This is a genomic window from Deltaproteobacteria bacterium (genome assembly GCA_016180855.1).
Classification (GTDB): Bacteria; UBA10199; UBA10199; order JACPAL01; family JACPAL01; genus JACPAL01.
The window spans coordinates 36,106-59,077 of sequence record JACPAL010000003.1; the positions used below are offsets into that span (position 1 = coordinate 36,106).

Consider the following 22,972-nt stretch of genomic DNA (forward strand, 5'->3'; position numbering starts at 1 on the left):
AGAAGAGTGCCTGTCACTCAAGCAGCCGATTCGGTTATTTCCTTGACGATCGAAAAAAGCGCCTCTTCCTGGGCGAGATCCCCCTTTTCAATAACCGCGAGGCATTCCCCCAAGGGGAATTCTTCGTGCAGAAAATCGGCAGGCTTCCCTGAAAGAATAACAATTCGTTTTGAGTCGATCCCTTTCTCGAGCGCCCTCCTCAAAAATTCACGTCCATCAAGACCGGGCATGAGCCAGTCGACGAGGATGAGCGAGAAATCTTTTCCAAGTTGATCGAGCGCTTCCTGTGGGTCTTGATAAGAAGAGACCTCAACTCTTGAACCGAATCGCTGCAGCAGGAGCCGTTTCCTTGCCTTGCAATACGAGGCGGAATCATCGACGATCATGACCTTAATCGGAGGGGAATTTTCCGTCATGCCTCCCCCCTTCCATTTCCAGGGTGACCCAGCCGGCGCCGAATTTCATGGTAGGTCGCCTTTAGGATAGTCTTCTTTTCGATACGGTGGTGGAGCCAGAATGGGACGACGCAGCCACACCGGTCGCAGTCGGCCTTGGGACCAAGCATGCATTTCTCCTTAGTTCCGCCCGTCGTTGTGAGCGAGTAGCCGTGTGTTGTAAAGATGCAATGATCGGTCACCTTTTTTGAATGCGTACTCTTCATAAGCTCGAGGACACGGTCCGGCATGGCGACGAAGTCGCCGTATTTCTCCTTTTTAAGACGAAGGAGCTGATCAATCAGTTCATCCCGCTTTTCCCAACCCATCCAGAGCTCATCCGAGAGTCCCTCAATCGGGGTGTAAAAGTCGAACATAAATCCCTTCAGGTGGGGTCGCCAGTCATCCAGGACCTCCTCAATCGTATTCATATTAATGGAGGTGATGCACATCGTCCCTGTCACGTGGAGATCAGGGCGACTCACGTTCTTCATCATCAACTGGTAGAGTCCTCGTTGCCGGCGCATCGTTTCGTGCGCCTCCTCATTTCCATCAATCGAGACATGGAAGTAGACATCCGGCCAGTCCGGGAGCGGTGTTGTTCCGTTCGTGACGATGAGGTTATGCATGAAATGCCGTTTGCACCGTTCAATAATGTTTTTTCGAAGCAGCGGTTCACCACCGACCCACGTACAGCTATGAAGGAATTTCGATTTTGCCTTGAGGTCGAGGATCTTTTGTTCCCACCCGTCAACGTCGAGAACCCCCTCCTGCTCCTGCTCAAAGAAATAGCAGTGGGCACAGCGGAGATTGCACTGGTCCGTCACATCAACCGACATGAAGGAGCCTTTGGGAAACCCCTTCAGAAAGAAATAGATCTGGGGGATGAGGTGGTACCGGAAGAACGGTTTAATCTGCTGATCCGCGCCAGCGTAGCTCTCCTGCTTCATAAGGTTCGGAATGGTAGTTAATTTGTTGGAGAAGGACAATAGCGTTTTTAAACTATTCGAGATGCCTCTGAAAACGACTGACCGCCGAGTTAACCAGGAACACAAAGACAAAGACGCCTACAAAGGTTTCAGATATGGCGAGAAATTTACCAAGGGCTGATAGAGGGACGATATCACCGTAGCCGACCGTCATGAGGGTAATCATCGCAAAGTAAAGATGGTCAAAGAAGGAATCCGGAGAGACCGAGAGGACGCCGTAGAGGCGGTTAAAAAAGTGATAGAAGAATCCATAAAGAAAAAGGATATCCAGGACAGAAAAGAAGATGGCAATAAAATGCCATCGCATCCTCTCTCGATCCGGCACCTCCGGAGAGAGGAGTCGGAGCCCAAAGAGGAGCGACATCGCATTGATGCTGATCACCTGAAGGATGCGTGTTGAACCGAGAATGACAAGAATCCAACCAGCAAAATTCGAGGACCAACTCAGATAAATCAATAACAGGATCAGAAAAGTGGTGCTACAGAGGTAGATTTCCAGGTGGCGGATTTTTATCTGATCCCGCTTGACGCCGAAAAGGCGGAAAAGATCAAGCAGTGTTCGGCTTACGATAAAATCACAGACATGGAAAAGCAGAGAGAGGATCAGCGAATGATACTCCTCGGCCTTTTTGCGAAGCATAGCGCAATGCCGTCTACTTTAATCGAAAGGCGTTGGGAAGAAGTTCTTTTAGGGTAAAAATGCCGGCCCCCTCAATAAGGATGGGGGTCTTGTCATCCATGAGCTCGATCATGACTTGCCGGCAGGCCCCACAAGGGGTCCGAAGATTCAGAACAGCTTTTGGCGAGTTGTCAGGGGTCACCAAGGCAAGGGCCCTAATCCGTCTTGCCCCTTGTGCCGTGGCGCTTGTCAAGGCAACCCTTTCGGCGCATTGAGTCAGTCCATAGCTGGCATTCTCAACATTGCACCCAACAAATAGGCTTGCACCGTCCCAGGCGGCAGCACCAACATGAAAGCGTGAATAGGGACAATGGGCATTTTTTGAGGCACGATGGGCCGAGGCAAGCAGCTGCCTCATAACGTACCGAGACTCACTTAATGTAAATGGTCGATGGGTTGAGCGTCGGATAAGCTGCGCAAAACGCTCCGCGTCGTCAAGCAGACGTTTGCAGCCTTTGTCAGGTCTCTTGGGGAGACGCATCAAAGGCAGCGGAGATCTAAAAATCCGGACAGCAGTCCTTAAGACAGCAGTCCTTAAGGTTGATTCAGAAATGCTCGACATCTCACCGGTGGCACTCGGTTCTTTATGGAAATAGGTGCTAGAAATTAATCTTTCTATCTATTACACAGCTCATTAGCTCATTAGAATTTTTTTATGAAATTCATCGACGAGGCGAGGATCTTTCTCAAGGCTGGTGATGGGGGGGACGGCTGTGTCTCTTTCCGGAGGGAGAAATTTATCCCGCGTGGTGGGCCCAATGGCGGGGATGGAGGACGTGGCGGGCATGTGATCTTCAAGGCGGATGCGAGCCTCGCCACCCTTCTGGACTTTCGGTATCGAAAACATTTCAAGGCCCCGAAAGGGGGGCATGGTCAGGGGAGCGATTGCAATGGGCGGTCGGGCGAGGATCTCCTCATTCGTGTCCCCCCGGGGACTCTTATCAAGGAGGTTGAGACAGGGGAGATTCTGGCGGAGCTGAATAAATCGGGTCAGAGTCAAGTCATCGCCAAAGGGGGGCGTGGCGGCCTCGGCAATATGAACTTTGCCACCTCCACCAATCAGGCCCCGCGACGTTTTGAAAAAGGCTCCCCCGGTGAGGAGCGATGGGTCGATCTGGAACTCAAACTTCTTGCCGATGTCGGTCTGATCGGCTTTCCGAACGCTGGAAAATCAACCCTCCTCTCCGTCATCTCAAAGGCGAGGCCAAAAATTGCCGATTACCCCTTTACCACCAAAACCCCGGTACTCGGAGTGGTTCAATACGGAGAGAAGAGTTTTACGGTTGCCGATCTTCCCGGCCTTATTGAAGGGGCCAGTGGCGGGGCCGGGCTCGGTTTCAAGTTTTTGAGGCATATCGAGAAGACCCGCGCCTTCTTGCACCTGATCGATATCGCAGACCCCTCCCAACCCGACCCTTTTGAGGCGTATCGGGCGATTCGGGATGAACTCAAACAATACAATCCACTTTTTCTAAAGAGACCGGAATTGATTGTGCTCACAAAAGTGGATCGACCGGAGATCAAGGGGCAAATAAAGGTGGTGTCGAATGCTTTTAAGGTGAAGGGAAAGGTGGTTGTTGCCATCTCATCCGCCACCAACGAGGGGCTCCAAGACCTCCTCAAAATGACAGCGGGTCTAATTCAACAGTCCCGTTGAAGAAAAACTTTGCTTCTTCAATCGAGTCTGCTTAGTACAGGCCCATGAAGGGGATTTTTTCTCTCAAAAGTATCGAGTCGATCCTCAAAGAAGTCAGCAGTGGTCAGGCAACCCTTCGCCGGGTCTTGGGTCCCGTTCAATTAACACTCCTCGGTGTGGGGGCAATTATCGGTGCCGGCATTTTTGCGACGATCGGTACCGCGGCGGCAGGCGATGTCCACCGACTTGGCGCCGGACCCGCCCTCATGCTTTCATTTGTCCTGACGGCGATTGCCTGTGGGTTCACCGCCCTCTGTTATGCCGAGTTTGCCTCTATGGTGCCGATCTCCGGCTCGGCCTACACCTATGCCTATGCCACATTGGGCGAAGTCGTCGCCTGGATTATCGGTTGGGACCTGATCATTGAATATGCCGTTGGCAATGTTGCCGTGGCGATCAGCTGGGCCAATTATTTCAAGACCCTCGTCAGGCCGGTCTGGGCAATCCCCGATTGGTTGTCGACCGATTTTACAACGGCCCAGAAGATTCCGGGGCTCATTGAAAATGCCCCTCATTTTTTGGGGATTCCAATCATTTTTAACCTCCTCTCCTTTGGGATTGTTGCCCTGATCACGGTTATTCTTGTCATCGGGATTCGGGAGAGTGCCTGGTTCAACGCCGTCATGGTCATCATCAAACTGGTCGTCCTGAGTTTTTTTGCCGTCGTCGGGATGAAATACATGAACACCGACAACTGGCAGCCCTTCATGCCGAACGGATGGGAGGGGGTGGCGTCGGGCGCCGCGGTTATCTTCTTTGCCTACATCGGTTTTGATGCGGTCTCGACGGTGGCAGAGGAGTCTAAAAATCCCCAAAGAGATCTCCCGATCGGGATCATTGCCTCGCTTATCATCTGTACGATTTTTTATATCCTCATTGCCGCCGTCTTCACTGGCATCATCCCGTATCCTGATTTGGCAAAGACACTTTCAACCCAGCAGGCAGAGCCACTTACGCTCGCCTTTGAATATGCCAATATCGGGAAATACAAGGGGCTCTATGTTTTTATTATTGCCTTGGGATCGGTCATTGCCCACACCGCTGTCCTTTTTGTCTTTCAGCTGGGTCAGCCAAGAATCTTTTTTGCGATGGCACGAGACGGGCTTCTCCCCCCCTGGTTTGCCGGGATCCACCCGCGGTTTCGGACCCCTCACGTCACCACGATCCTGACCGGTGTCGGCGTCGGTGTCGCCTCGATGTTTAGCAGCCTTGATGAGATGGTTGACCTGACCAATATCGGCACCCTGTTTGCCTTTATTCTGGTCTGTGTCGGGATCGTCATCCTCCGCGTCAAAGATCCCCGGAGGGAGAGGCCGTTTAAGGTGCCTGGTGGGCTTCTTCTTCCAATCTTGGGGGCGCTCAGTTGTCTCGGTCTTATTTATTACCTGCCCCCCACCTCATGGCTTCGTTTTGCGAGCTGGCTCAATATCGGGCTCGTCATTTATATCTGCTACGGATCGGTTCATAGTCATATTTCGGGAAGGTCCAGGCACAACAATCACCTGGAGCACAAAATTCTCAGCTCTTCGGCCGGCTCCTGGTTGACACTCATTGCGACGACCCTGCTCTTGATGACCCATATCGCTGATCTTGCTCGAGGGAAGGGGGCGTTGCTGACCGAAAACAGTCACACCTCCTGGTGGCTTCTCCTCCCCCTCATTTTAAATAGTGCTATCCTGATCCCAACAATTCTTTGGCGGCTACAAAAGAGCGATCAGCTCTCTGGTGATCTTCTGAGGCGAGCCTCTCGAGGAAAACAGATCGCCTGGGTGACACTGGCCGGGAATCTTTTCTATCTCTGGTATGTTTTTTAAGGTGTTAGATAAAATTCTTTAACAAAGAAATGGCTGGGCCAACTCGAATTCCGTCTGGTGAGAGATAATCTTTTTTACCTGTTGCTGTAATCTGCCAGGCTTCGCATTGTGGAAATTTGGCCCTAAAATATTTTAGGCCTCCCGAAATGTCTGAGTCACTCCACTTGCACTCAATGGCAAGGATCGGTTTTTTGCCCTCTACAATAACAAAATCAACTTCACGACCGTCAATATCTCTAAAATATCTCAATTCGACATTACTTCCTTCGGTGTCCTGCTTGAACTCAACCCATTTTAGAAGGTGCGAGGCAACGAGATTTTCAAATCGATAAGGTAGCTCCGAGACAAGTGTCCAATCAAAATGGTAATGCTTCTGTTCTTTTTTAACGGCTCGGATTTTGGAACTCCCAAAGGGAGAGAGTCTGAAAATGGTATAAAGCCTTTCGAGGATCTGAAGCCATGTGGTGGCCGTTTTGTGACTCACCTGGAGGTCTTCGCGAACGGCATTGATAGAAAGGGGTGAACCAACCAATTCTGGAAGACGAATCATCAGAAGCTCGAGGTTGCCCAGATCCTGAATCCTTTCCAATGAAGTCAAATCTTCTCTGATGAATCTTGTTCGGTATTCTCGTGACCAACGCTTAGCCTCTACTTCTGATCCTGAAAAGAAGGGCTCCGGAAATCCACCTAGTTTGAGAAGGGATTGAAAATCTTCTTCTCTTTCAAGTTTAAGTTCGGCCACTGAAAGGGGGTGCAGTCGCAAATAATGATAACGGCCCTGAAGAGAATCCCCTCCTCTTCGGTAATAATCAAGTCGTGCGCTTCCTGTGACTAAAATCTTCTTCTTTTCACGATGAAGGTCATACAACCCCTTCAGATAGTTTCTCCACGAGCGATACTTATGGACTTCATCAAAAACCCAAAGTGATGTGGGAGGAAGCTCACGTCTCAAAATAAGCTCTCGATGTCCTGGAACATCCCAATTGAGATATCCTGATTGGTCCTCCCCCATGATTTTTAAGGCAACGGTTGTCTTGCCGACCTGGCGTGGTCCCCCCACAAAAACCATCTTGCGTCTTAAATCGGCCTCAATCTGATCTTGAAGGTAACGTTTCTGTAGATTCACAGTCACCAAATGGATAGTACGAGTTTTTTATACCACAGTCAAATTTAATCGCGAGTTTTTTATACTGGTATAAAAATAATTCGCTACGTCGCGTACCCCCGCAAGGTACGGAAAATCCCCTCAAAGAGTACTTTTTCGCACCGCGTGTGGCTTTCAGTCGAGAATAAACACGGAGGTATTGACCTAACAATGTCAGTTGAGAAGTTTATCGGTGGTAATTAAACCGCCTACAGGAGAGGAGCTTAGTCATGATAGCAGATTCAATATTTAGCCCAGGTTCTTTCGGGTTCGTAGAAGACCGAGACCGGTCGTCTAACGCGGCAGTGATTGGTTCCTTTGTTATCATCGCTTGGGGTGGTGAAACTCTCAAGAGGGCCTTCATTCTTGGAGGGTCTGTTCAATTGGGGGCAAGCCTTATTCAAAAGGCGTTATTCTCTCCTTATCCCCCTTTAGAACGAACAGCCGATATTGGCATCGAATCGACTGTTGGGGTGATTGGAGGTGGCTTTTCAGCTATCCTCTTTAAAGGTATCGATTATCTGTTGGTTAAGCCCGTTTTGGATGAGAAGGATACATTTACAATAAGTCAAAGCATTGGTTTGAGTGTCGTTACCTATGCTGCCCTAATAGGGGGAATGATCCTAAGCGGCTGGATCCATTCGGTGATTAACAAACCAACGTCCGAAATTGCTTTAGGTCATCCTAAAGAAGTCGTCAGTCTTTCTTAAACCCATACTCATAGACGGGTAGATTGCCATTGGAGTCGACTACCTCAATCCGGTGACCGGATTGCTCCTCCCATTTGCGAAGACCTTTCTCTAAGAGCGGTTGATTGAGCGACCAGAGTTCGGTGTTTTCACCCGGCAAGATGACATCGGAGAAAAGGGTGTAGCCGATCGAGAACGATTGAAAACCGGTCTCATCGGGTCCGCCCCATATAATAAAGGAGGTTGGTTCCTGGATCTGTAGCCGGATCAGATTCTGGGGATCGTGAGCCGTCCGTAAGAAACCGATGATGCCGAGCCCCAGGCGACAGGTCCAGATCGGCTCCTTGAGCTTCTTCAAGATCAGCATGAATTCGTCCAAGAAGGTCATCTGGTCGAGCCCCTTGCGTTCGATCCGCTGGGTGGCGTTGTAGGTGATCAGCTCGAGTGAGTCGGGGAGGACCAATCCGAAAAATGCGCGGAGGAAATTGAAAACCTGTTCAAAGAACCAGACGTTCGACTCCTCCGGACTCATCTTGGTAAAGTCGGTATGGGAATGAAATCCCCAGGCGCCGACCAAATGTCCCTGCTCGCGCCGTTCATCGAGATAATCATCGAGGTCTTTAAGCATAAGTTAAAACAACATTCCTTTCACCGATTCCTGCGCAATCACCATGAGACTTGTCGGAAGGAGCCCCAAATAAAGGACGGCAAAGAGACAGATGACGAGCCCGGCAATCAACAGCTTGGAAACAGGCTGGGGTGTTAGCGGGTTTCCTTTTTGGAAATACATTTTTACGATCGGACCGAGATAGTAATAGACAGAAACGGCACTGTTTAACACCGCAACCACGACAAGGCCTGTCAGACCTGCCTGAACCGCACCGGAAAAGAGATAAAATTTTCCGACAAAACCGATCGTTGGCGGGATTCCAATCAAGGAGAGGAGAAAAAAAGTCAGGCTGGCGGCCAAGACAGGCCGCTTCTCGGCTAGAGAGGCATATTCGGAAATTTCATCAGGCTCTGAGGAACCACGACCCAAGGCCACAACAACGCCAAACGCCCCGAGTGTCATGAACGAGTAGGCAAAGAGATAAAACAGCACCGCAGCGAGCGTTGTCTCAAAAGAGGTCTTTTCCTGAAAGGCGGCGGCAACACCGACCAGGGCATAACCGGCATGGGCGATCGAGGAATAGGCGAGCATCCTCTTGATATTCGTCTGACGAAGCGCCATGAGATTTCCGACCGTCATCGTCAGCGCGGAGAGTGTCCAAAAGATGGGGACCCAAGGGACCTGGAGAGTTTCCATCAACGGCACAACAAGGCGGAGAAGGGCGGCAAATCCGCCGGCCTTGACCGCCGAGGCCATGAGGCCGGTGACTGGTGTGGGGGCCCCCTCATAAACATCAGGAGACCAGAATTGGAAAGGGACCGCCGCTATTTTAAAGGCGACACCAACGAGGAGGAGGAGAGAGCCAAGTCCCATCAGAATCCCCTCGGAGTCGGAGACCAGATCGGAGATCTTGGCGATATCGGCCAGATCGGTGGAACCGGTCGCACCGAACAAGAGCGCTATCCCATACAGCAGAAAACCGGAGGCGAAAGAACCAAGGATGAAGTATTTCAAGGCCGCTTCGTAGGAACGAACAGAACCTCTTTGAAATCCGGCCAGGATATAGGCAGAGAGCGAGGCAATTTCAATCCCAAGAAAGAGGATGAGCAGGTCTGCCGCGTGCGCAATCAGCATGAGACCAGCGGTTGTGAGTAGCAGGAGGGTGTAATATTCGCCCCCCTCCAGACCTCTCTCCTTGAGGTAATCATGGGAAAAGAAGAGCGAGAGGAACAGGGCGATTAAAAAGATCGCATCGAGACAGAAGGCAAGCCGGTCGAAGGACAAGAGGGCAATCGAGGTCGGTTCCATCCTCCACCATCCCGCCCCGACAAGAAACAGCGAGGAGAGCGCCAGTAAAGCGGCAATAACCCAGTAAATCGAGTGAGGAAGCGTTTTGGCAACGGCAGAGAATATCAGGATGAGGATCGCCCCGGTCACCAGGAGCCATATCGGGAGGGCCGCAAAGATAAGCTGTGACCAGTCAGTTGTTTTGAGTATTTCCATGGCTAAAGTACACCGTATTTTCCAAAAGTTGGTTGACGGCGTTATCCATTCTCTTCAGTAAAAACCCGGGGTAAAAACCGATCCAGAAAATCAGAAAGACCAGGGGAAGAAGGAGCCCGATCTCACGCGGTGTGAGGTCCCGAAGCATCCTGTTTTCCTTTTTGTTTAAAGGGCCAAAAAAGACGCGGCGAACCATCCAGAGAAGGTAGACGGCGGCAAAGATGATCCCAATTCCTCCAATCGCTGCGAAGAGCGGCCCCACCTTGTAGGTTCCCAGCAGGATGAGAAACTCTCCAACAAATCCGTTCGTTCCGGGCAGACCCAGGGAGGAGAGAGAGACGATCAGGAACAGCATGGCAAAGATCGGCATCGAAGAGGCAAGGCCACCGAAATCGGCTATCTGACGGCTGTGGCGTCGCTCATAGATCATTCCGACCAAGAGAAAGAGGGCGCCGGTGGAGATTCCATGGTTCACCATCTGAAGCGTTGCCCCGGCGATCCCCTGAGGGGTGAGAGAGAAAATCCCCAACATGACGAATCCCAGGTGGGAAACGGAGGAATAGGCGACGAGCTTCTTCATATCTTCCTGGACCATGGAGACGAGTGCCCCATAAACAATCCCGATGACTGAGAGGATCATAAACAGCGGGGCGAGGCGCTCCACGGCCTGGGGAAAGAGGGGAAGGGCGAAGCGTACAAACCCGTAAGTCCCCATCTTTAGAAGGACACCGGCCAGGATAACGCTACCGGCGGTCGGTGCCTCGACGTGCGCATCCGGCAACCAGGTGTGAAACGGAAAAAGCGGGACCTTGACTGCAAAGGCCAAGGCAAAGGCACCAAACAGGAGGAGCTGTTTGGTTTCACTGAGTCCCAGACGGTACAGATCCAGAAGATTGAACGTCTTCCCGGCCAAAGAATAGAGGGCGAGGATCGCGGCGAGCATCAAAAGACTTCCGACCATCGTGTACAGCACGAACTTCAGGGCGGCATAAACCCGCCTCGGGCCGCCCCAGAGGCCAATTAAAAAATACATCGGAATCAACATCGCCTCCCAAAAGACATAAAAGAGAAACAGATCGAGGCTTGCGAAAACCCCCAACATCCCGGTCTGGAGGAGGAGAAAAAAGACCAGGAACTGGCGGATCTTCTTCTTGGGCTCTTCCCAGCAGGAGAGAAAAATGATCGGCATCAGAAAGGTGGTCAGTAGAACCAGTGGCAGGCTGAAGCCATCAAGCCCCAGACGGTAATAAACATTGAACAGGGGTAACCACGGGACGACTTCCTGAAATTCGAAGGGAGAGGTTCCCTGAAAAAGGGCCAAGAGACGCAGTGACAAGGCAAGCGGGATCAATGTGGTCAAGAAAGCGATCGAACGTTGAAGGCGGTCGTTTGAAACGAGAGAAAGGGGGAGGATGCCCGCGAGAGGAGAGAAGATGAGAAGCGACAAAAGATGGTTATCCAAAAAGTTCATAAAATCACGCAGGCGATCAGAAAAATCACTCCTACAATAAAGAAGAGGGCATAATTTTGAACAACCCCCGTTTGAAGAAGGTTTAAGGTTCGACCCATCAGACCGACCGTCTCCGCAGAGCCATGAACGAGAAGGCCATCGACCACCTTTTCATCATGAAACCGCCAGAGGACAACGCGCGAAAAGGACTCGATCGATCGGACAACAAGAAAATTGTAGATCTCATCCAGGTAATATTTCTCTTCCAGAATTTTATGGAGTCGTCTGAACCGTCCTGCCAGGCGATCCATGATGGCCGGCTTCTGGGCGTACAGAATCATGGTGATGAGGCCTAAGTGAAAAACCCAGAGGAGCGTCACAACGGAGAACAAAAGCTCAAGCCCATGCCCCGCCGCCTCGAGGAGATCGAAAAAATGCTCGTAAGGGAAGAGCGGGGCTAGCCACTTGAAGAAATGATCTCCTCCATGAAGTGCCTCCGGAATTGCCATCCAACCCCCTCCCAGCGAGAGGAGCCCCAGAAGGATCAACGGAATCGTCATGCTGAGAGGAGACTCATGGAGATGCGCCAATTTCTCCTTCTCCGTTCGGTTGGATCCCAGAAAGACAACGGTCAAGAGACGAGACATATAAAAAGCGGTGAGCCCGGCGGTTACAAAACCGACGCCCCAGAGGATCTTGTGGTTTGTTGCAAAGGTCTGAAAGAGGATCGCATCCTTGCTGAAAAAACCGGCAAACGGAAAGAGGCCAACAATGGCGAGGGTCGCCATAAAAAAGGTAGCAAAGGTGACCGGCATCCTCTTTCGAAGGCCGCCCATTTTCCAGATATCCTGTTCGCCCGAGAGCGCATGGATGACCGAACCGGAACCGAGAAAGAGACAGGCCTTGAAAAAGGCATGGGTGACCAGGTGGAAAATGGCGGCAGAAAAGGCCCCGACACCCAAGGCCAGAAACATGTACCCGAGCTGGGAAACGGTGGAATAGGCCAAGACTTTTTTGATGTCTCGCTGCACGAGTCCGATCGTGGCGGCAAAAAAGGCGGTGGAGGCGCCAATGACGGCGACAACCTCCATCGCAACGGGTGACAGCGTATAGAGGAAATGAAGGCGGGCGATCATGTAGATGCCGGCGGTCACCATCGTTGCGGCATGGATGAGGGCCGAGACCGGTGTTGGACCAGCCATCGCATCGGGAAGCCAGACATACAGGGGGATCTGGGCCGATTTTCCAACGGCCCCCGTGAACAGGAGAAGGCAGGCGAGTGTCGCTACCCCTGAGAGCTCCGTGCGATACTGCTGGAGGATGTCAAAACTGAGCAGGCCATGCGGCGAAGCCACCCCCTTTTTGACGAGTACGGTGTAGAGAACGAACATCCCGAGAAGGAAACCAAGATCTCCTATCCGGTTGACAATGAACGCCTTCTTGCCGGCATAAGCCTTGGCTGGGTCCTCGAACCAGAACCCAATCAAAAGATAGGAACAAAGGCCGACCCCTTCCCAACCGACGAACATCAAGGGAAGATTTCCCGCTAAAACGAGTACGAGCATCGAAAAGAGGAAGAGATTGAGATACGAAAAGTAGCGGGCGAACCCCTTGTCGTGGGACATGTAACCGACCGAATAAAGATGGATCAGGGAGCCGACCCCTGTCACCACCAAAGAGAGGGTGAGTGAAAGGCGATCGACCTTGAAGGCGACGTGGGCCGCAAAATCATCAAAGGCAATCCAGGTCCAGAGGGGGGCCGTTGAAATCCCTTCAGCAGGATTTTTAGCAAGAGAAAAGAGGAGCAGGGTTAGTCCAAATGCCCCGAGCGGGAGTCCAACCCCGATCAATGAGACCAACGCCTTTGGGACCTCTCTTAAGCCGCTCCGGCAAAGAACCGCAACGATACCGTTTAAGAATGCCCCCAGGAGTGGCAGGAGCGGTAGCAATGCCACAAAGGCAGCCAGCGGCAGACCTAGAACGAGTGATTCCATCGTTACCTAACCTCTCAAAAATTTGAAATGACCCAGATCGATCGTTCCCTGTTTTCTAAAAATGGCTACCACAATCGCAAGCCCTACCGTTGCCTCGGCGGCGGCCAGGGCAATAACAAAAAATGAGATTACCTGACCCTCAAGGAGACCATGAAACCTGGAGAATGCGACGAACGCAAGATTGCTCGCATTCAGCATCAACTCGATTGACATGAGGATGACAATTGCATTTCGGCGTGTGAGCACGCCGGCAACTCCGATGATAAAAAGAAGGGCGGAAAGCATCACGTAATGACCGAGGGTGATCATGCTCTTTTCCTCCCCAAAACGACCGCCCCGATCATTGCAATCAGCAACAGCAGGGAAATCGCCTCAAACGGGACCAGAAACTTTGAGAAGAGGAGCCTTCCAACTTCCTGGACCGATCCATAGTCCTTCGATAGGAACGGAGAGAACGGTTTTGAAATCATTCCTATCTTCAATATCAGGAGAAAACCGAAGTAGCTCGCAAATAGAATTCCCAGGACGGAGGAGTAGGAGAGTTTTAGTCGCAAAAGCTCCTCATGTCCCAGATTAAGAAGCATGATAATGAAGACAAACAGGACCATGACCGCTCCGGCATAAACCAGGACCTGGAGTACTGCCAAAAAGTGGGCTCCGAGCAGGACAAAGAGACAGGCGATTCCAAACAGGGTCAGAATAAGGGCGCAGGCCGATGAGAGTGTGTTTCTAAAGGTGATGACAAAAATAGCGGAAAGAACCGAAAGACCGGCAAAAAGATAGAATAAAATCAACTCCATGCCGGCTGCGGTTCTAACGGTGCTTACGGGACAAATCAAGAAGTAAAAGGGGAGAAAAGGATAACCTTATTCCGACAGGCTCCTAGCTCCTTGAGACGGCAAAATCATCGTAATCACAGGCCGATGGAGAGTGGGTCGCATTGCCGTCGGTCAAGATTCCAAATCCGATTGGATTCGCCCTCGGTTTTTCCTTAAAAATTCTCTGGTAGTCGTTTAAGACATCCACCTTGATCTCCTGCCAGCTGCCGGGCGAACCTCGATTCATCACCACAAAATATGCCTTTCCCGGCTTTTTAACAGCGACGGTTCCTACGGATAAGGAACTGCTCCAGACATATTTCAGGCTGTTGCCGGTGTATCCGCCGAAAACGACGTAGACACCGCAGGCACTGTCATTTTTTGTCGGTTCGGATTCCTTCGCCCCTTGCGGGAGGAGACGGGCCCGCCAACGCCATTGGAAGATCGGGTGTTTTTCCAATTCCCAGTGAAACCGCCGAAAAATCTGGATGGAGATATCTTGGTCATCCTTTCCCGCCAGATAACGATTCCCGTTCTCTTCACGAACCTCATACACCTGCCGTGCCTTCCCCCCCTGAAACGGGAAGGTTCGAAAGTGCCTTGGAAATTTTTGAACGAAGCTGTTCGAAAAATTTTCTATTTGTAAAGGGGCGTTGGGGGGACCTGGATCTCTTTCTTCGGCGGGTAAATTGGAGCAAATTCCGCTCCAAAATGAGAAAGTCAAAAGAACAACAGTCGATTTATTCATAATTCAACCAGACGAAGATGGGTTCCTTATAGAGGGGGTACGGCACCCCTTTTTGAACCGTTTTTAAGGCAGCCTCATCAAAAATCGTTTGACCGGAAGACTGCTCTACCACCAGCTGCGACAAACCACCCTCCCCGTTAATTTGAAATCGAACACCAACCTTTCCGCTCTTTCCCATTTTCTGGGCGAGGTACGGATAATATCGGTTTTTTTCGATTTGTGTACGAATCTTTGCAAGAAGCGGATCCGTACCCTCCGGGCCGGACCCGGTTGGATTTAATACACCTTCACGCCCTGCCTGGAGGGGACCACTTGTTTTATTTCCCCTCCCGCCACTCGTCGACCCACCTTCCGAAGGCCAAGGGGAGGGTGTTCCTCCGGATAAAACAACTTGAATTCGCTCCTCTCCACCGGCGAGCGGAGAGGGGGGAAAATGGAAAAACAGAGAGGCAACAAGGGCCCCACCACAGTGGAGCCCCAAAGAGATAACAATGAATCGAAAGAGTCGAATCAAACTAGGCTGTTGCCGATTCACGAAGCGCCGACCAGGAGCGACTCAACAATGCGAAGCCGCTGAAGAGCGTTGCCGTGTACAGCAGATCTCCGATCAGGGTATTTTGGAAGAACGGGATTGCTGCGATGTAACAGGTGACAAGGCCATCAACTGTTTTTGGATAGAACACCCCAACGAGCCAGACTCCGAGATTGGAGAGCAGAAAGAAGAGAACGGAGCTTACAAGGGCAGCCCCCGTCACGCGGAAAAAGCTCTTCCGCTGTGAGACAAACTGACCGATTGCCACAATGAGCAGAAAGCTTAGATAGACCAGCGGCATCTCCGGATGAAAACCGAGTATGAGATCACTCAGAAACATCGCCACAAGCGGTAAACTATACGCCCACTGTTTCGGAAGGTGAGCTCCTCCGAAGAGGGCGATCGCCGTGATCGGTGCGAAATTCCAGGGATGTGGAATCAGCCGACTCAAGGCAGCCGCGAGGACGATAGCGATGACAGTCAGGATACGAGGTTTCATAATTTTCTCCTTTTCAATCAATTAATGATGAACTCACTTTTCAGTAGCCACCGCCACCGGTGGATCGAGCCTTAAATAACGCCCCAATCTCCTACGTGTTTCAAGGTCATAAACAAAGGTTCCACTATTTTCAAGGGTTGAACCGCGATCGGCCACCATCAAGGTTGACCCAACAGCCAGGTCACCAATAAATCCCCCATCGCTGAAATGCCAAGGTTCTGGATCGAGGACAAGACGATCGACATCAAACGACCGGACTTCAGCCGAATGAGGGGTGAAATCGTCCTGATTGGTGAAATTCAAGGTGAAGAAACCTCGACGACCGCTAATTTCAATATCTCCGGGCGACCCGCTCATGAGGAACCGATTGTACAGTTCTTCATGTCCAATGAAGTAGCCCCCGACAATCCTCGCATTGAGATCAAAAAACCCGACGGCACGACCTTCCGGAGGGAAAAAATTGCCAGCGCAGCTAAAAAAGAGCTCTCCAGTCTCTGCGTGGGCGATGCCGACCGGATTGAGACATTCCGTAAGGGGAAAAACGCGCAGATTATCTTCATCCCCGGTGTAAATTTCCCCTAATTTTCCATCTGTGTTGGCATAATAGTCGGATTGAAGATCCCCCAAGAGGATGAAGAGCGTGCCCCCGACAGCGACCATGTTGCCGGCAAATGAGTGCATATCTCCATCTGGATTCATAAAAGAGGTGAAATCAAATCGATTTGGAGCAATCAGACCGGTTGCAAGATCGATCTTTACCACATCTCCCGAAATGGCTGGGTGGTTCAAGGAGACGTAGGCAAAACCGTCTTTCACGACGACCGCCTGTGGGTTGCTGTTATCCTCGAAGTCGATCTTTTCCACTCCCCCAAAGTTGAAGCAGGAGCTTCCGGTATCCACATCCAGGCACTTCAGGGAATCCTCGCCCCACCGCTGGAGTAGATACGCCTTCCGGCCGTAAAGAAAAACGGTTGAATCGGAGTAGACCGGCATAGACCGTCCATCGACGAATGAAGATCCCTTCTCACTAAATACCAGGGCATTTCCACGTGCGGCGACATAATCGCCCTCGACGACGACCGAGAGTTTTTCGGGAGCGGGCGGTGGATTGACAACTCCTTCATCTTTTTCAACCCCTCCATCATCCCGGGAGCGGTTCCCTCCGCCTCCCACAGGCCCGGTTCCCGGACGGGGTTCGTAATCGTCCTCTGAAAAGATTCCACAGGCCGCCAAGAGACCGGCGGCTGTAGAGGCTATTGCTGTGATGTGACGTGCTTGCATGAATGTCCCCTTTCTAATGTTTGGTTAAGATCTTCAATCTTTTTTTCTAGCGCCTTTTGCCTTCCTAGAATTTCCTTCTCACGAAGATCGCTTTGATCAATAAAATGTTGCTGACGATTTAGATTTTTATACGGGCTTTTGGCGTTGTAGTCCTGGAAGGAGGGGAAGTACTCGAGAAGGCCCCAGTAGTCGAGGCAAAAGGCGAGGTGCGGTTTTATGTGATCTGTATAGATGGGGGTGGAGATATCCCCCCAAAAGAGTTCAAAGAGACGGAGTACCCCATAAAAGAGGACGATACTGGAGATCCTCGGGTGCTCTTCCCAGAATTTCTTGATCGGCGAAAAAAGACTGGGCCACTTGGAGCCGTTTTCAAGTGCCTTGAGACCCTTATGGATCTCTTGGGCCAGTGAATCATCAATGGCTATTTGAGCCAGCGGGAGCGGCAAGGATGTTCTGACAGGATAGGCCCCTGTGCGAGCAAGTTTTAAGCCGACCATGAACATTATGGCCTCCTCCCGTTCACAACCGCCACGGCATCAAGATCAAATCCATTTACAAGGATTGCCTGAAGTCCTGCATCCCGGATCCGGATGTATCGGGCGGAGTTGAGTCCAATCTCGTCTAAATCAAAGGAATCCCCTCCTGCGACCGTTGGATCGGTTGGATCGATCTCATTTTCGTCCGGATTGGCAAAGACCGGGAGGATGCCGGCACAGCCATGATATTCAAGAACCCCAGTGTCACAACAGGGATAAAAAGGCCAATCAGAGACGTCGCATGGGAATTCATAAAAATTCTCCCCATCTTGGGAGAGGGCAACGCGGGCCGGTTCCGCAAAGGAGCGCGTGGTTGGTTGGCGGTTCGGCCCCTCAACAAAAAATGGGTTTTCAAAGACGATCAAATCCGGGCCGTCACCGTTGCAAATCTCATAATCGGTCAACTCAAGGATAATTTCACCGCGGCCGAGATTGACAACGTCATGACCCCCCTGACAGCAACCCTCTCCCTTGGGAGGACCCAAGGCCCGATCCAGATCCTGGTTTTCAGAAAAACCGCGACCCGGAGAGAATGAGACAACACGATCCGCATACGGATCGGCCGTTCGCGGAAGCGGATCACAGTCGACGAACTCTCTTGGCTCTGCAGTTGTCGGGGTGCCAGCCGTTGTTGATTCCGTCGCAGAGGCGGCGGATGGGGTCTCCCGGATCACCAGATAGGTAGAGCCGCTCTTGTTACCCGATGTTGCTCGTATAAAGGTTGCTCCCGTTCCACGGGCCGTGACAAGACCTTTTGTATCAACCGTTGCAATCGTCTCGTCGTCTGATTTCCAAATGACCCCCTCTCCCGCGGATGGAGAGGGTAACGAAGAAGGCTGTTCTAACGTGATTTCTGTCTGGAGTTGCCGTCTCGATCCGATTCCCTCAAGCGCCAGATAGGGCGGTTTGGTAACCACCTTGGTGATCGTCTCCTCATCGGAATTCGACCCGGCTGAGGAGGGGGGAGAGGAGACAGGAGGGGACGGTGTTGTCTGGTTCTGCAGACGAAATTCCTCCCCAAGACAACCCGATAAGAAAAACAATGTTAGAATAAGCAACAACCTCATTTATCTCTCCACAAAAGCAATCGAAGACGGGGCCGCACCGACATTGATCGGCCCTTCCAAAACCGCTCCCGTTGCCGGATCTAAAAACAAGACACCACTCTGTTCGGGGTTTCGATCCCCCACCAGTAAATCCCCCTCATCGCTCACGGCGATCTCCTGAAGATAGGAGCCACTTCGGTACAGCACAGTAAATTCAGAATTCTCCTCATTCATGGAAAAACGGACGATACGATTCTCGGAGTAGTCTGTGGCCCCAACCACCGCGAAACCATGTTCACCGGAAACCTCCAGGTCTCCGAGCCAGCCATCCAGAAACAGATCATCCAGAAAGATCCCCTCGGTCTCAAAAGGTTCGATACGTACCGCCTCCACCCCACCATAAGGGGAGCGGAGATCAAAAAAGTCGGCACAACCGACAAAAATTTTCCCAGTCTTTGGTGAGGTGCTCATGGAGAAGGGGTTACGACATTCCAGCGTCAGGGCGGCATCAATCTGCTCATTTCGGGTATCGAGACGGAGCAGTTTGCCCGGTTGGTCGGGACGGAGCGCCAGATTTCCCGGCAGATCCTGGATAGCGATGTAAAGCTTGTTGTCGATCAATAAGAGGGAGGAGGCGCGCGCAAAACGATCTCCGTCATCCCACGTGAATGGTGTGAGGTCGATTGTCCGAGCGATCGTCCCGGTTGAAAGATCAATGATGAGCAGGTCGTCGACGGTCAATCCCGGCGTCTGATTCTCCTCCGGTTCGTACAGCGTCACATACGCCTTAGAAGCGCTGACGACGGCGATATCTTGCGGATTGGTGGCAAGTCCCGTGGACAACTGAAGAACGGTTTTGAAATCGGAAGGGTCAATGATCTGAATATTGTCGGCCCCTTTCCGGTTGATCACATAAATGAGACCACTGAAGGAGCGAACGGTCGCGTCGCTATGCGTTGTTGTCAAATGGGTTGAAGCGGTTCGGGGCGATTGAAGGGGAATGACGTTGATCGTCCCGGTCGAATCCGTAAAGTTGGCCCCCAGGATGACGGCAACCTTGCCTTGTACGGCAGGCGTCGATTCCGCAGGGGAAGCGACCGGAGGATTTGGCGGTTGATGAGTCAGCTCCGAAATCTCACCACAGCCGATACTTATGAAGAGCGACACAACCCCGATGACCGGGCAGGTGGTACGCTTAAATATTTGCTTCCAACCTTCCATAAAAACTCCGTCCCGGCAGGGGAAATCCGACGACATCAACCACCTGATCACTTAAGATATTTTTTACATCAAAACTGGTTGTGAGCCACTTAACGGGTGAGATTGAAATACCGCTTCCCCACAGAAAACGATTCTCCGTCCTGAGGATGTTCTGGGTATCGAGAAAATTGTTATCGAGATAAGTCAGATCGGTATAGATCTGGGCCATGCGATAGCGATAATGGAGTCGCCCACTTGCCTCATGAACCGGTCGGCCGGGGAGAAATTTCCCCTCCGTGCCCGGAAACCCCGAGGCATCCTTGGCCCTTTGAAAGGTGTAATTCGCGGAAAAGGCTGCCTGTTCGGACAGCGGAATCCGCACATCGGTTTCTACCCCTTGAATCCTTGCCTTGGTCAGATTCTCGGCCCGGGCGGTTAGTTGGGAGGTCTGAAGAAACTGGATCATATCCTCCGTCTGGTTTAGAAAATAGGCGGTCGAGAAGGAGAGCGGGCTTGTTTCCCATGAAAAACCGATATCTCCGTTCCATCCCTTTTCTGGCTGGAGGTCCGGATTTCCCAGGAGACTTCCCCGATCCCCGAATAGCTCGGAGAAGCTCGGGATCCGATAGGCCCTCGCAAAATTCGTCCTCAATACAACGGAAGGCGTTGCATGAAACCGTACTCCCATTTTTCCACTCACGGGATGGAAGTTCGTTTCTCCGGAGGAAAAGTTGTTCAGGATATGTTCGGTTCGCAGCGAAGGATTCAGGATGATTCTCTCCTCCAGAAGGACGATCTCGTCTTCCAGGCCGATCCCAAATTGGTTTCGGAGGCTGTTGACCTCCGGGGTGCTCGAAGAAAAATCCTCCGGCAAAAACTGCTCTCCGCGATAATTCATCACGAGCGTCCCTCGTTGAAACCGACCAATCATCCTCTCAAGACTTGAATCAAACCCATATCCCCAGGTGTTATTACTATTGTCCTGGATTCCGAGTCCGATCTCTCCCTCCTGATCTTTAAACCGTTGTTTTTCAAAATGGAGAAACGGGGCGAGTGACCATTCCTCCTGTTGCCACCGAAGTTGGGTAACGGTTCGTGTTGAAGAAAGGCTTGCCTTCTCCGAGGTCAATGCCCCCAATCCAGGGATTCCACGCTCCTCCCTCAAGAAATTTTCCTGGAACTCGAGCGATCCATTGGCGAGTGAACGTCCCATCTTCAAGAGAAGTTTATGGCGTGTGAGGTCATTATTTTCCCTCTTCTCTGTACGGTCGTCACTGGAATTAAAGGGGGTTCCGTTGTTGTTGAGAAAGGAAAAGTCCCCATCCGTTCGGGTGAGCGAATAGTTGGCCGCGTAATGACTCGATCGTAATTTTTGGGCCTGAAAAATGGAGGTTTCAAGCGTGTTGAAGGAGCCATAAGAGGTGGAGAGTCGGGTTGTGTGACCTTTCTTTAACTCTGCAGAGCGGGTTCGGATCAGAATGGCGCCTCCCAAGGCACTGGTCCCAAGACGTGCCGGTACGGCACCCCGGTAGATTTCAATCCGCTCAATCTCATTGACGGGAATACTTGCCAGGTTGAAATCCCCTCCTTGCACCGTGTTTAAAAGGAGACCGTCCAGATAGACGGCGACCTGTTCAGAGGTGGACCCCCGGATGGAGGCGGTGGCGAAGGTATCAAGACCCCCGTACTGCCGTATCTGGAGTCCAGCGGTCTCCGACAGAACCTCTGGAAGAGAGGTCTTTTGGCCCTGAAGATCTTTTCCCTCAATAATGGTCGTTGAGACCGAAGAGTCGATGGGCGAAGAGGGTGTTGTTGAGGTCGGCTTCTGAACGACGATCTCACCCAGCGAGGTTTTATACCCCTGGGCGGACGCCGATAGACAAACAAAAAACAGCACGGAAACGAAAGACTGTCGTCTCATCCTCTCTCCCTCCTCGGGGAGTCATTACGAAACTATTCATTTGCCGGTAGGTCTCCTGACTTGTGGCTAATTCCTTAGAGGGGCCTTCCCATCCATCTTCGCCAGAGGCGCCGGTGGACAGTGGCCTGATTCCCGCGGCTGTCTAAAAGCCGCCCACTCACAGTGGCGGGACCGTGTTCGATTTACACGAACTTCCCTTGAACCGACGATCTGGCCCTTAAGTAGAGTTGACCAAGGCTGTCAACCCCGAAATTCTAAAAATCACTATTTTTTGTCCAAGCCCCCGTTAAACCTCCAAGGACATGAGGGGAACGCAGCAGATGGCATTTTTCAACAGTCCCAGAAGGGATTGGCAACAAAGGTTTGCAGTTTAGATGAGGGGGTATTAATGGGGGCTTATGAAATACCGACCGTTCGGCCGGACCGGCCTCAACATCTCAGAAATTGGTTTTGGTACCTGGGGAATCGGTGGCACGTGGTGGGGGGGACCCCAAGATCAGGGGGCATTGGCCGCGTTACGGGAGTCACTCGATTTGGGGGTCAATTTTTTTGATACCGCCTACGTTTATGGGGATGGCCATAGCGAAGAGTTGATTGGAAAGGTCGTGAAGGAGAAAAAGGTCCGATCCCAGGTCTATCTTGCAACCAAGGTTCCCCCTAAAAATTGGGGATGGCCGGCGGTTGAGGGAAGCGATGTCACAAAAATTTTCCCCGGCTCCTGGATCCGCCAATGTACCGAACGAAGTCTGAAAAAGCTCCATACTGATTATGTTGACCTTCAGCAGCTCCATGTCTGGGCCCCGAACTGGCTTAGGTCCGGTGATTGGCTTGAAACGCTCCAGAAACTTCAACAAGAGGGGAAGGTTCGGTGGTTTGGGATTTCGATCAACGACCATCAACCCGATTCAGCGCTTGAGCTCGTTCGCTCCGGACTGATTCAGTCGGTCCAGGTCATTTACAACATCTTTGATCAATCACCTGAAAAAAACCTCCTTCCGCTCTGCCGGGAATATAAGGTGGGTGTTATTGTCCGAGTGCCGTTGGACGAAGGGGGGCTTTCTGGCAAGCTGACACCAACAACTCAATTTGCGGAAGGGGACTGGAGGAGGAATTATTTTCGTGGAGACCGCCTTGGAGAAACCTGTGATCGGGTAGAAAAATTAAAAGAATTTCTTGGTGATGAGGAGAAGACAATTTCCGACCTTGCGTTGAAATTCACCCTGGCCCACCCGGCCGTTTCAACAGTGATACCCGGCATGAGACATCCTGAGCATCTGCGTTCCAATTCTGCCGTCTCGGACGGGAAACCGTTATCCGACAAGAGATTGCAAGCCCTCAAACAACACGCCTGGCCGAGGAATTTTTATCTGGATTGATAAAAGACAATAA

23 protein-coding genes and 1 riboswitch are annotated in these 22,972 nt (G+C 51.5%); of the genes, 4 read left to right on the forward strand and 19 right to left on the reverse strand.

Annotated features, from left to right (window positions below):
• Window positions 1-17: 17 nt before the first annotated feature.
• The 4 genes from HYT77_01710 to HYT77_01725 are packed head-to-tail and all read right to left on the reverse strand — an operon-like array spanning window position 18 to window position 2,583.
• A complete protein-coding gene (locus tag HYT77_01710) occupies window positions 18-416 on the reverse strand; it encodes a response regulator (GenBank protein ID MBI2066716.1) in 399 nt (132 codons plus the stop codon).
• The gene (locus HYT77_01715) at window positions 413-1,384 is read right to left on the reverse strand and encodes a radical SAM protein (GenBank protein ID MBI2066717.1); all 972 of its coding nucleotides are present in this window, start codon (window positions 1,382-1,384) and stop codon (window positions 413-415) included. The genes HYT77_01710 and HYT77_01715 overlap by 4 nt, the downstream gene beginning before the upstream one ends.
• 52 nt (window positions 1,385-1,436) lie before the next feature.
• On the reverse strand, window positions 1,437-2,063 hold the full coding sequence (locus HYT77_01720; GenBank protein ID MBI2066718.1) for a two pore domain potassium channel family protein: 627 nt from the start codon (window positions 2,061-2,063) through the stop codon (window positions 1,437-1,439).
• Between the two features lie 13 nt (window positions 2,064-2,076).
• Window positions 2,077-2,583 carry a cytidine deaminase gene (locus tag HYT77_01725; protein MBI2066719.1) on the reverse strand — a complete coding sequence of 169 codons (507 nt, stop codon included), beginning with the start codon at window positions 2,581-2,583 and terminating at the stop codon, window positions 2,077-2,079.
• A 174-nt stretch (window positions 2,584-2,757) separates the two neighbouring features.
• Between HYT77_01725 and obgE the strand changes: the two genes are divergently transcribed.
• Window positions 2,758-3,759: a GTPase ObgE gene (gene obgE / locus HYT77_01730; GenBank protein ID MBI2066720.1), complete on the forward strand. Its 1,002-nt coding sequence runs from the start codon at window positions 2,758-2,760 to the stop codon at window positions 3,757-3,759.
• Window positions 3,760-3,803: 44 nt separating this feature from the next.
• Window positions 3,804-5,612: an amino acid permease gene (locus tag HYT77_01735; GenBank protein MBI2066721.1), complete on the forward strand. Its 1,809-nt coding sequence runs from the start codon at window positions 3,804-3,806 to the stop codon at window positions 5,610-5,612.
• A gap of 4 nt (window positions 5,613-5,616) precedes the next feature.
• Here the strand turns inward: HYT77_01735 and HYT77_01740 are convergent, their stop codons facing one another.
• Window positions 5,617-6,681 (reverse strand): ATP-binding protein, encoded by a 1,065-nt coding sequence (locus HYT77_01740; GenBank protein MBI2066722.1) that lies wholly within the window; start codon window positions 6,679-6,681, stop codon window positions 5,617-5,619.
• Between the two features lie 305 nt (window positions 6,682-6,986).
• On the opposite strand from HYT77_01740, the gene HYT77_01745 reads away from it, so the two are divergent.
• On the forward strand, window positions 6,987-7,466 hold the full coding sequence (locus tag HYT77_01745) for a hypothetical protein (GenBank protein ID MBI2066723.1): 480 nt from the start codon (window positions 6,987-6,989) through the stop codon (window positions 7,464-7,466).
• Here HYT77_01745 and HYT77_01750 read toward each other — a convergent pair.
• From HYT77_01750 to HYT77_01815, 14 genes are all read right to left on the reverse strand, one after another.
• Window positions 7,453-8,073 (reverse strand): hypothetical protein, encoded by a 621-nt coding sequence (locus HYT77_01750; GenBank protein MBI2066724.1) that lies wholly within the window; start codon window positions 8,071-8,073, stop codon window positions 7,453-7,455. The genes HYT77_01745 and HYT77_01750 overlap by 14 nt on opposite strands.
• Window positions 8,074-8,076: 3 nt before the next feature.
• Entirely contained in the window at window positions 8,077-9,558 is a 1,482-nt protein-coding gene (locus HYT77_01755; GenBank protein MBI2066725.1) for an NADH-quinone oxidoreductase subunit N, read from the reverse strand.
• Window positions 9,536-11,029: an NADH-quinone oxidoreductase subunit M gene (locus HYT77_01760; protein ID MBI2066726.1), complete on the reverse strand. Its 1,494-nt coding sequence runs from the start codon at window positions 11,027-11,029 to the stop codon at window positions 9,536-9,538. Before HYT77_01760 ends, HYT77_01755 begins: the two co-directional genes overlap by 23 nt.
• Window positions 11,026-12,975, reverse strand: coding sequence for an NADH-quinone oxidoreductase subunit L (gene nuoL / locus HYT77_01765; GenBank protein MBI2066727.1), 1,950 nt, complete (start codon window positions 12,973-12,975; stop codon window positions 11,026-11,028). The genes HYT77_01760 and nuoL overlap by 4 nt, the downstream gene beginning before the upstream one ends.
• Before the next feature lie 33 nt (window positions 12,976-13,008).
• Window positions 13,009-13,311, reverse strand: a complete 303-nt coding sequence (gene nuoK, locus HYT77_01770; GenBank protein ID MBI2066728.1) for an NADH-quinone oxidoreductase subunit NuoK — start codon at window positions 13,309-13,311, stop codon at window positions 13,009-13,011.
• A complete protein-coding gene (locus HYT77_01775; protein MBI2066729.1) occupies window positions 13,308-13,802 on the reverse strand; it encodes an NADH-quinone oxidoreductase subunit J in 495 nt (164 codons plus the stop codon). Before HYT77_01775 ends, nuoK begins: the two co-directional genes overlap by 4 nt.
• Before the next feature lie 82 nt (window positions 13,803-13,884).
• Window positions 13,885-14,568 (reverse strand): DUF3047 domain-containing protein, encoded by a 684-nt coding sequence (locus HYT77_01780; protein MBI2066730.1) that lies wholly within the window; start codon window positions 14,566-14,568, stop codon window positions 13,885-13,887.
• Window positions 14,561-15,082, reverse strand: coding sequence for an energy transducer TonB (locus HYT77_01785; GenBank protein MBI2066731.1), 522 nt, complete (start codon window positions 15,080-15,082; stop codon window positions 14,561-14,563). The genes HYT77_01780 and HYT77_01785 overlap by 8 nt, the downstream gene beginning before the upstream one ends.
• Before the next feature lies 1 nt (window position 15,083).
• Window positions 15,084-15,599, reverse strand: a complete 516-nt coding sequence (locus HYT77_01790) for a hypothetical protein (GenBank protein MBI2066732.1) — start codon at window positions 15,597-15,599, stop codon at window positions 15,084-15,086.
• A 33-nt stretch (window positions 15,600-15,632) separates the two neighbouring features.
• Window positions 15,633-16,880, reverse strand: coding sequence for a hypothetical protein (locus HYT77_01795; protein MBI2066733.1), 1,248 nt, complete (start codon window positions 16,878-16,880; stop codon window positions 15,633-15,635).
• Entirely contained in the window at window positions 16,853-17,383 is a 531-nt protein-coding gene (locus HYT77_01800; GenBank protein MBI2066734.1) for a hypothetical protein, read from the reverse strand. The genes HYT77_01795 and HYT77_01800 overlap by 28 nt, the downstream gene beginning before the upstream one ends.
• Window positions 17,383-18,483, reverse strand: coding sequence for an Ig-like domain-containing protein (locus tag HYT77_01805; GenBank protein MBI2066735.1), 1,101 nt, complete (start codon window positions 18,481-18,483; stop codon window positions 17,383-17,385). Before HYT77_01805 ends, HYT77_01800 begins: the two co-directional genes overlap by 1 nt.
• Window positions 18,484-19,683 carry a hypothetical protein gene (locus tag HYT77_01810; protein MBI2066736.1) on the reverse strand — a complete coding sequence of 400 codons (1,200 nt, stop codon included), beginning with the start codon at window positions 19,681-19,683 and terminating at the stop codon, window positions 18,484-18,486.
• Window positions 19,658-21,583, reverse strand: coding sequence for a TonB-dependent receptor (locus HYT77_01815; protein MBI2066737.1), 1,926 nt, complete (start codon window positions 21,581-21,583; stop codon window positions 19,658-19,660). Before HYT77_01815 ends, HYT77_01810 begins: the two co-directional genes overlap by 26 nt.
• A gap of 27 nt (window positions 21,584-21,610) precedes the next feature.
• Window positions 21,611-21,805: riboswitch (cobalamin riboswitch) on the reverse strand.
• A gap of 176 nt (window positions 21,806-21,981) precedes the next feature.
• Here HYT77_01815 and HYT77_01820 point away from each other — a divergent pair.
• A complete protein-coding gene (locus HYT77_01820) occupies window positions 21,982-22,959 on the forward strand; it encodes an aldo/keto reductase (GenBank protein MBI2066738.1) in 978 nt (325 codons plus the stop codon).
• Window positions 22,960-22,972: the final 13 nt, after the last annotated feature.

Excerpts from the sequence above, each read along its gene's own strand:
- HYT77_01710 (MBI2066716.1), bottom strand. The coding sequence starts at position 416 with ATGACGGAAAATTCCCCTCCGATTAAGGTCATGATCGTCGATGATTCC.
- HYT77_01715 (MBI2066717.1), bottom strand. The coding sequence starts at position 1,384 with ATGAAGCAGGAGAGCTACGCTGGCGCGGATCAGCAGATTAAACCGTTC.
- HYT77_01720 (MBI2066718.1), bottom strand. The coding sequence starts at position 2,063 with ATGCTTCGCAAAAAGGCCGAGGAGTATCATTCGCTGATCCTCTCTCTG.
- HYT77_01725 (MBI2066719.1), bottom strand. The coding sequence starts at position 2,583 with ATGCGTCTCCCCAAGAGACCTGACAAAGGCTGCAAACGTCTGCTTGAC.
- obgE (MBI2066720.1), top strand. The coding sequence starts at position 2,758 with ATGAAATTCATCGACGAGGCGAGGATCTTTCTCAAGGCTGGTGATGGG.
- HYT77_01735 (MBI2066721.1), top strand. The coding sequence starts at position 3,804 with ATGAAGGGGATTTTTTCTCTCAAAAGTATCGAGTCGATCCTCAAAGAA.
- HYT77_01740 (MBI2066722.1), bottom strand. The coding sequence starts at position 6,681 with ATGGTTTTTGTGGGGGGACCACGCCAGGTCGGCAAGACAACCGTTGCC.
- HYT77_01745 (MBI2066723.1), top strand. The coding sequence starts at position 6,987 with ATGATAGCAGATTCAATATTTAGCCCAGGTTCTTTCGGGTTCGTAGAA.
- HYT77_01750 (MBI2066724.1), bottom strand. The coding sequence starts at position 8,073 with ATGCTTAAAGACCTCGATGATTATCTCGATGAACGGCGCGAGCAGGGA.
- HYT77_01755 (MBI2066725.1), bottom strand. The coding sequence starts at position 9,558 with ATGGAAATACTCAAAACAACTGACTGGTCACAGCTTATCTTTGCGGCC.
- HYT77_01760 (MBI2066726.1), bottom strand. The coding sequence starts at position 11,029 with ATGAACTTTTTGGATAACCATCTTTTGTCGCTTCTCATCTTCTCTCCT.
- nuoK (MBI2066728.1), bottom strand. The coding sequence starts at position 13,311 with ATGATCACCCTCGGTCATTACGTGATGCTTTCCGCCCTTCTTTTTATC.
- HYT77_01775 (MBI2066729.1), bottom strand. The coding sequence starts at position 13,802 with ATGGAGTTGATTTTATTCTATCTTTTTGCCGGTCTTTCGGTTCTTTCC.
- HYT77_01780 (MBI2066730.1), bottom strand. The coding sequence starts at position 14,568 with ATGAATAAATCGACTGTTGTTCTTTTGACTTTCTCATTTTGGAGCGGA.
- HYT77_01790 (MBI2066732.1), bottom strand. The coding sequence starts at position 15,599 with ATGAAACCTCGTATCCTGACTGTCATCGCTATCGTCCTCGCGGCTGCC.
- HYT77_01795 (MBI2066733.1), bottom strand. The coding sequence starts at position 16,880 with ATGCAAGCACGTCACATCACAGCAATAGCCTCTACAGCCGCCGGTCTC.
- HYT77_01800 (MBI2066734.1), bottom strand. The coding sequence starts at position 17,383 with ATGTTCATGGTCGGCTTAAAACTTGCTCGCACAGGGGCCTATCCTGTC.
- HYT77_01805 (MBI2066735.1), bottom strand. The coding sequence starts at position 18,483 with ATGAGGTTGTTGCTTATTCTAACATTGTTTTTCTTATCGGGTTGTCTT.
- HYT77_01810 (MBI2066736.1), bottom strand. The coding sequence starts at position 19,683 with ATGGAAGGTTGGAAGCAAATATTTAAGCGTACCACCTGCCCGGTCATC.
- HYT77_01815 (MBI2066737.1), bottom strand. The coding sequence starts at position 21,583 with ATGAGACGACAGTCTTTCGTTTCCGTGCTGTTTTTTGTTTGTCTATCG.
- HYT77_01820 (MBI2066738.1), top strand. The coding sequence starts at position 21,982 with ATGAAATACCGACCGTTCGGCCGGACCGGCCTCAACATCTCAGAAATT.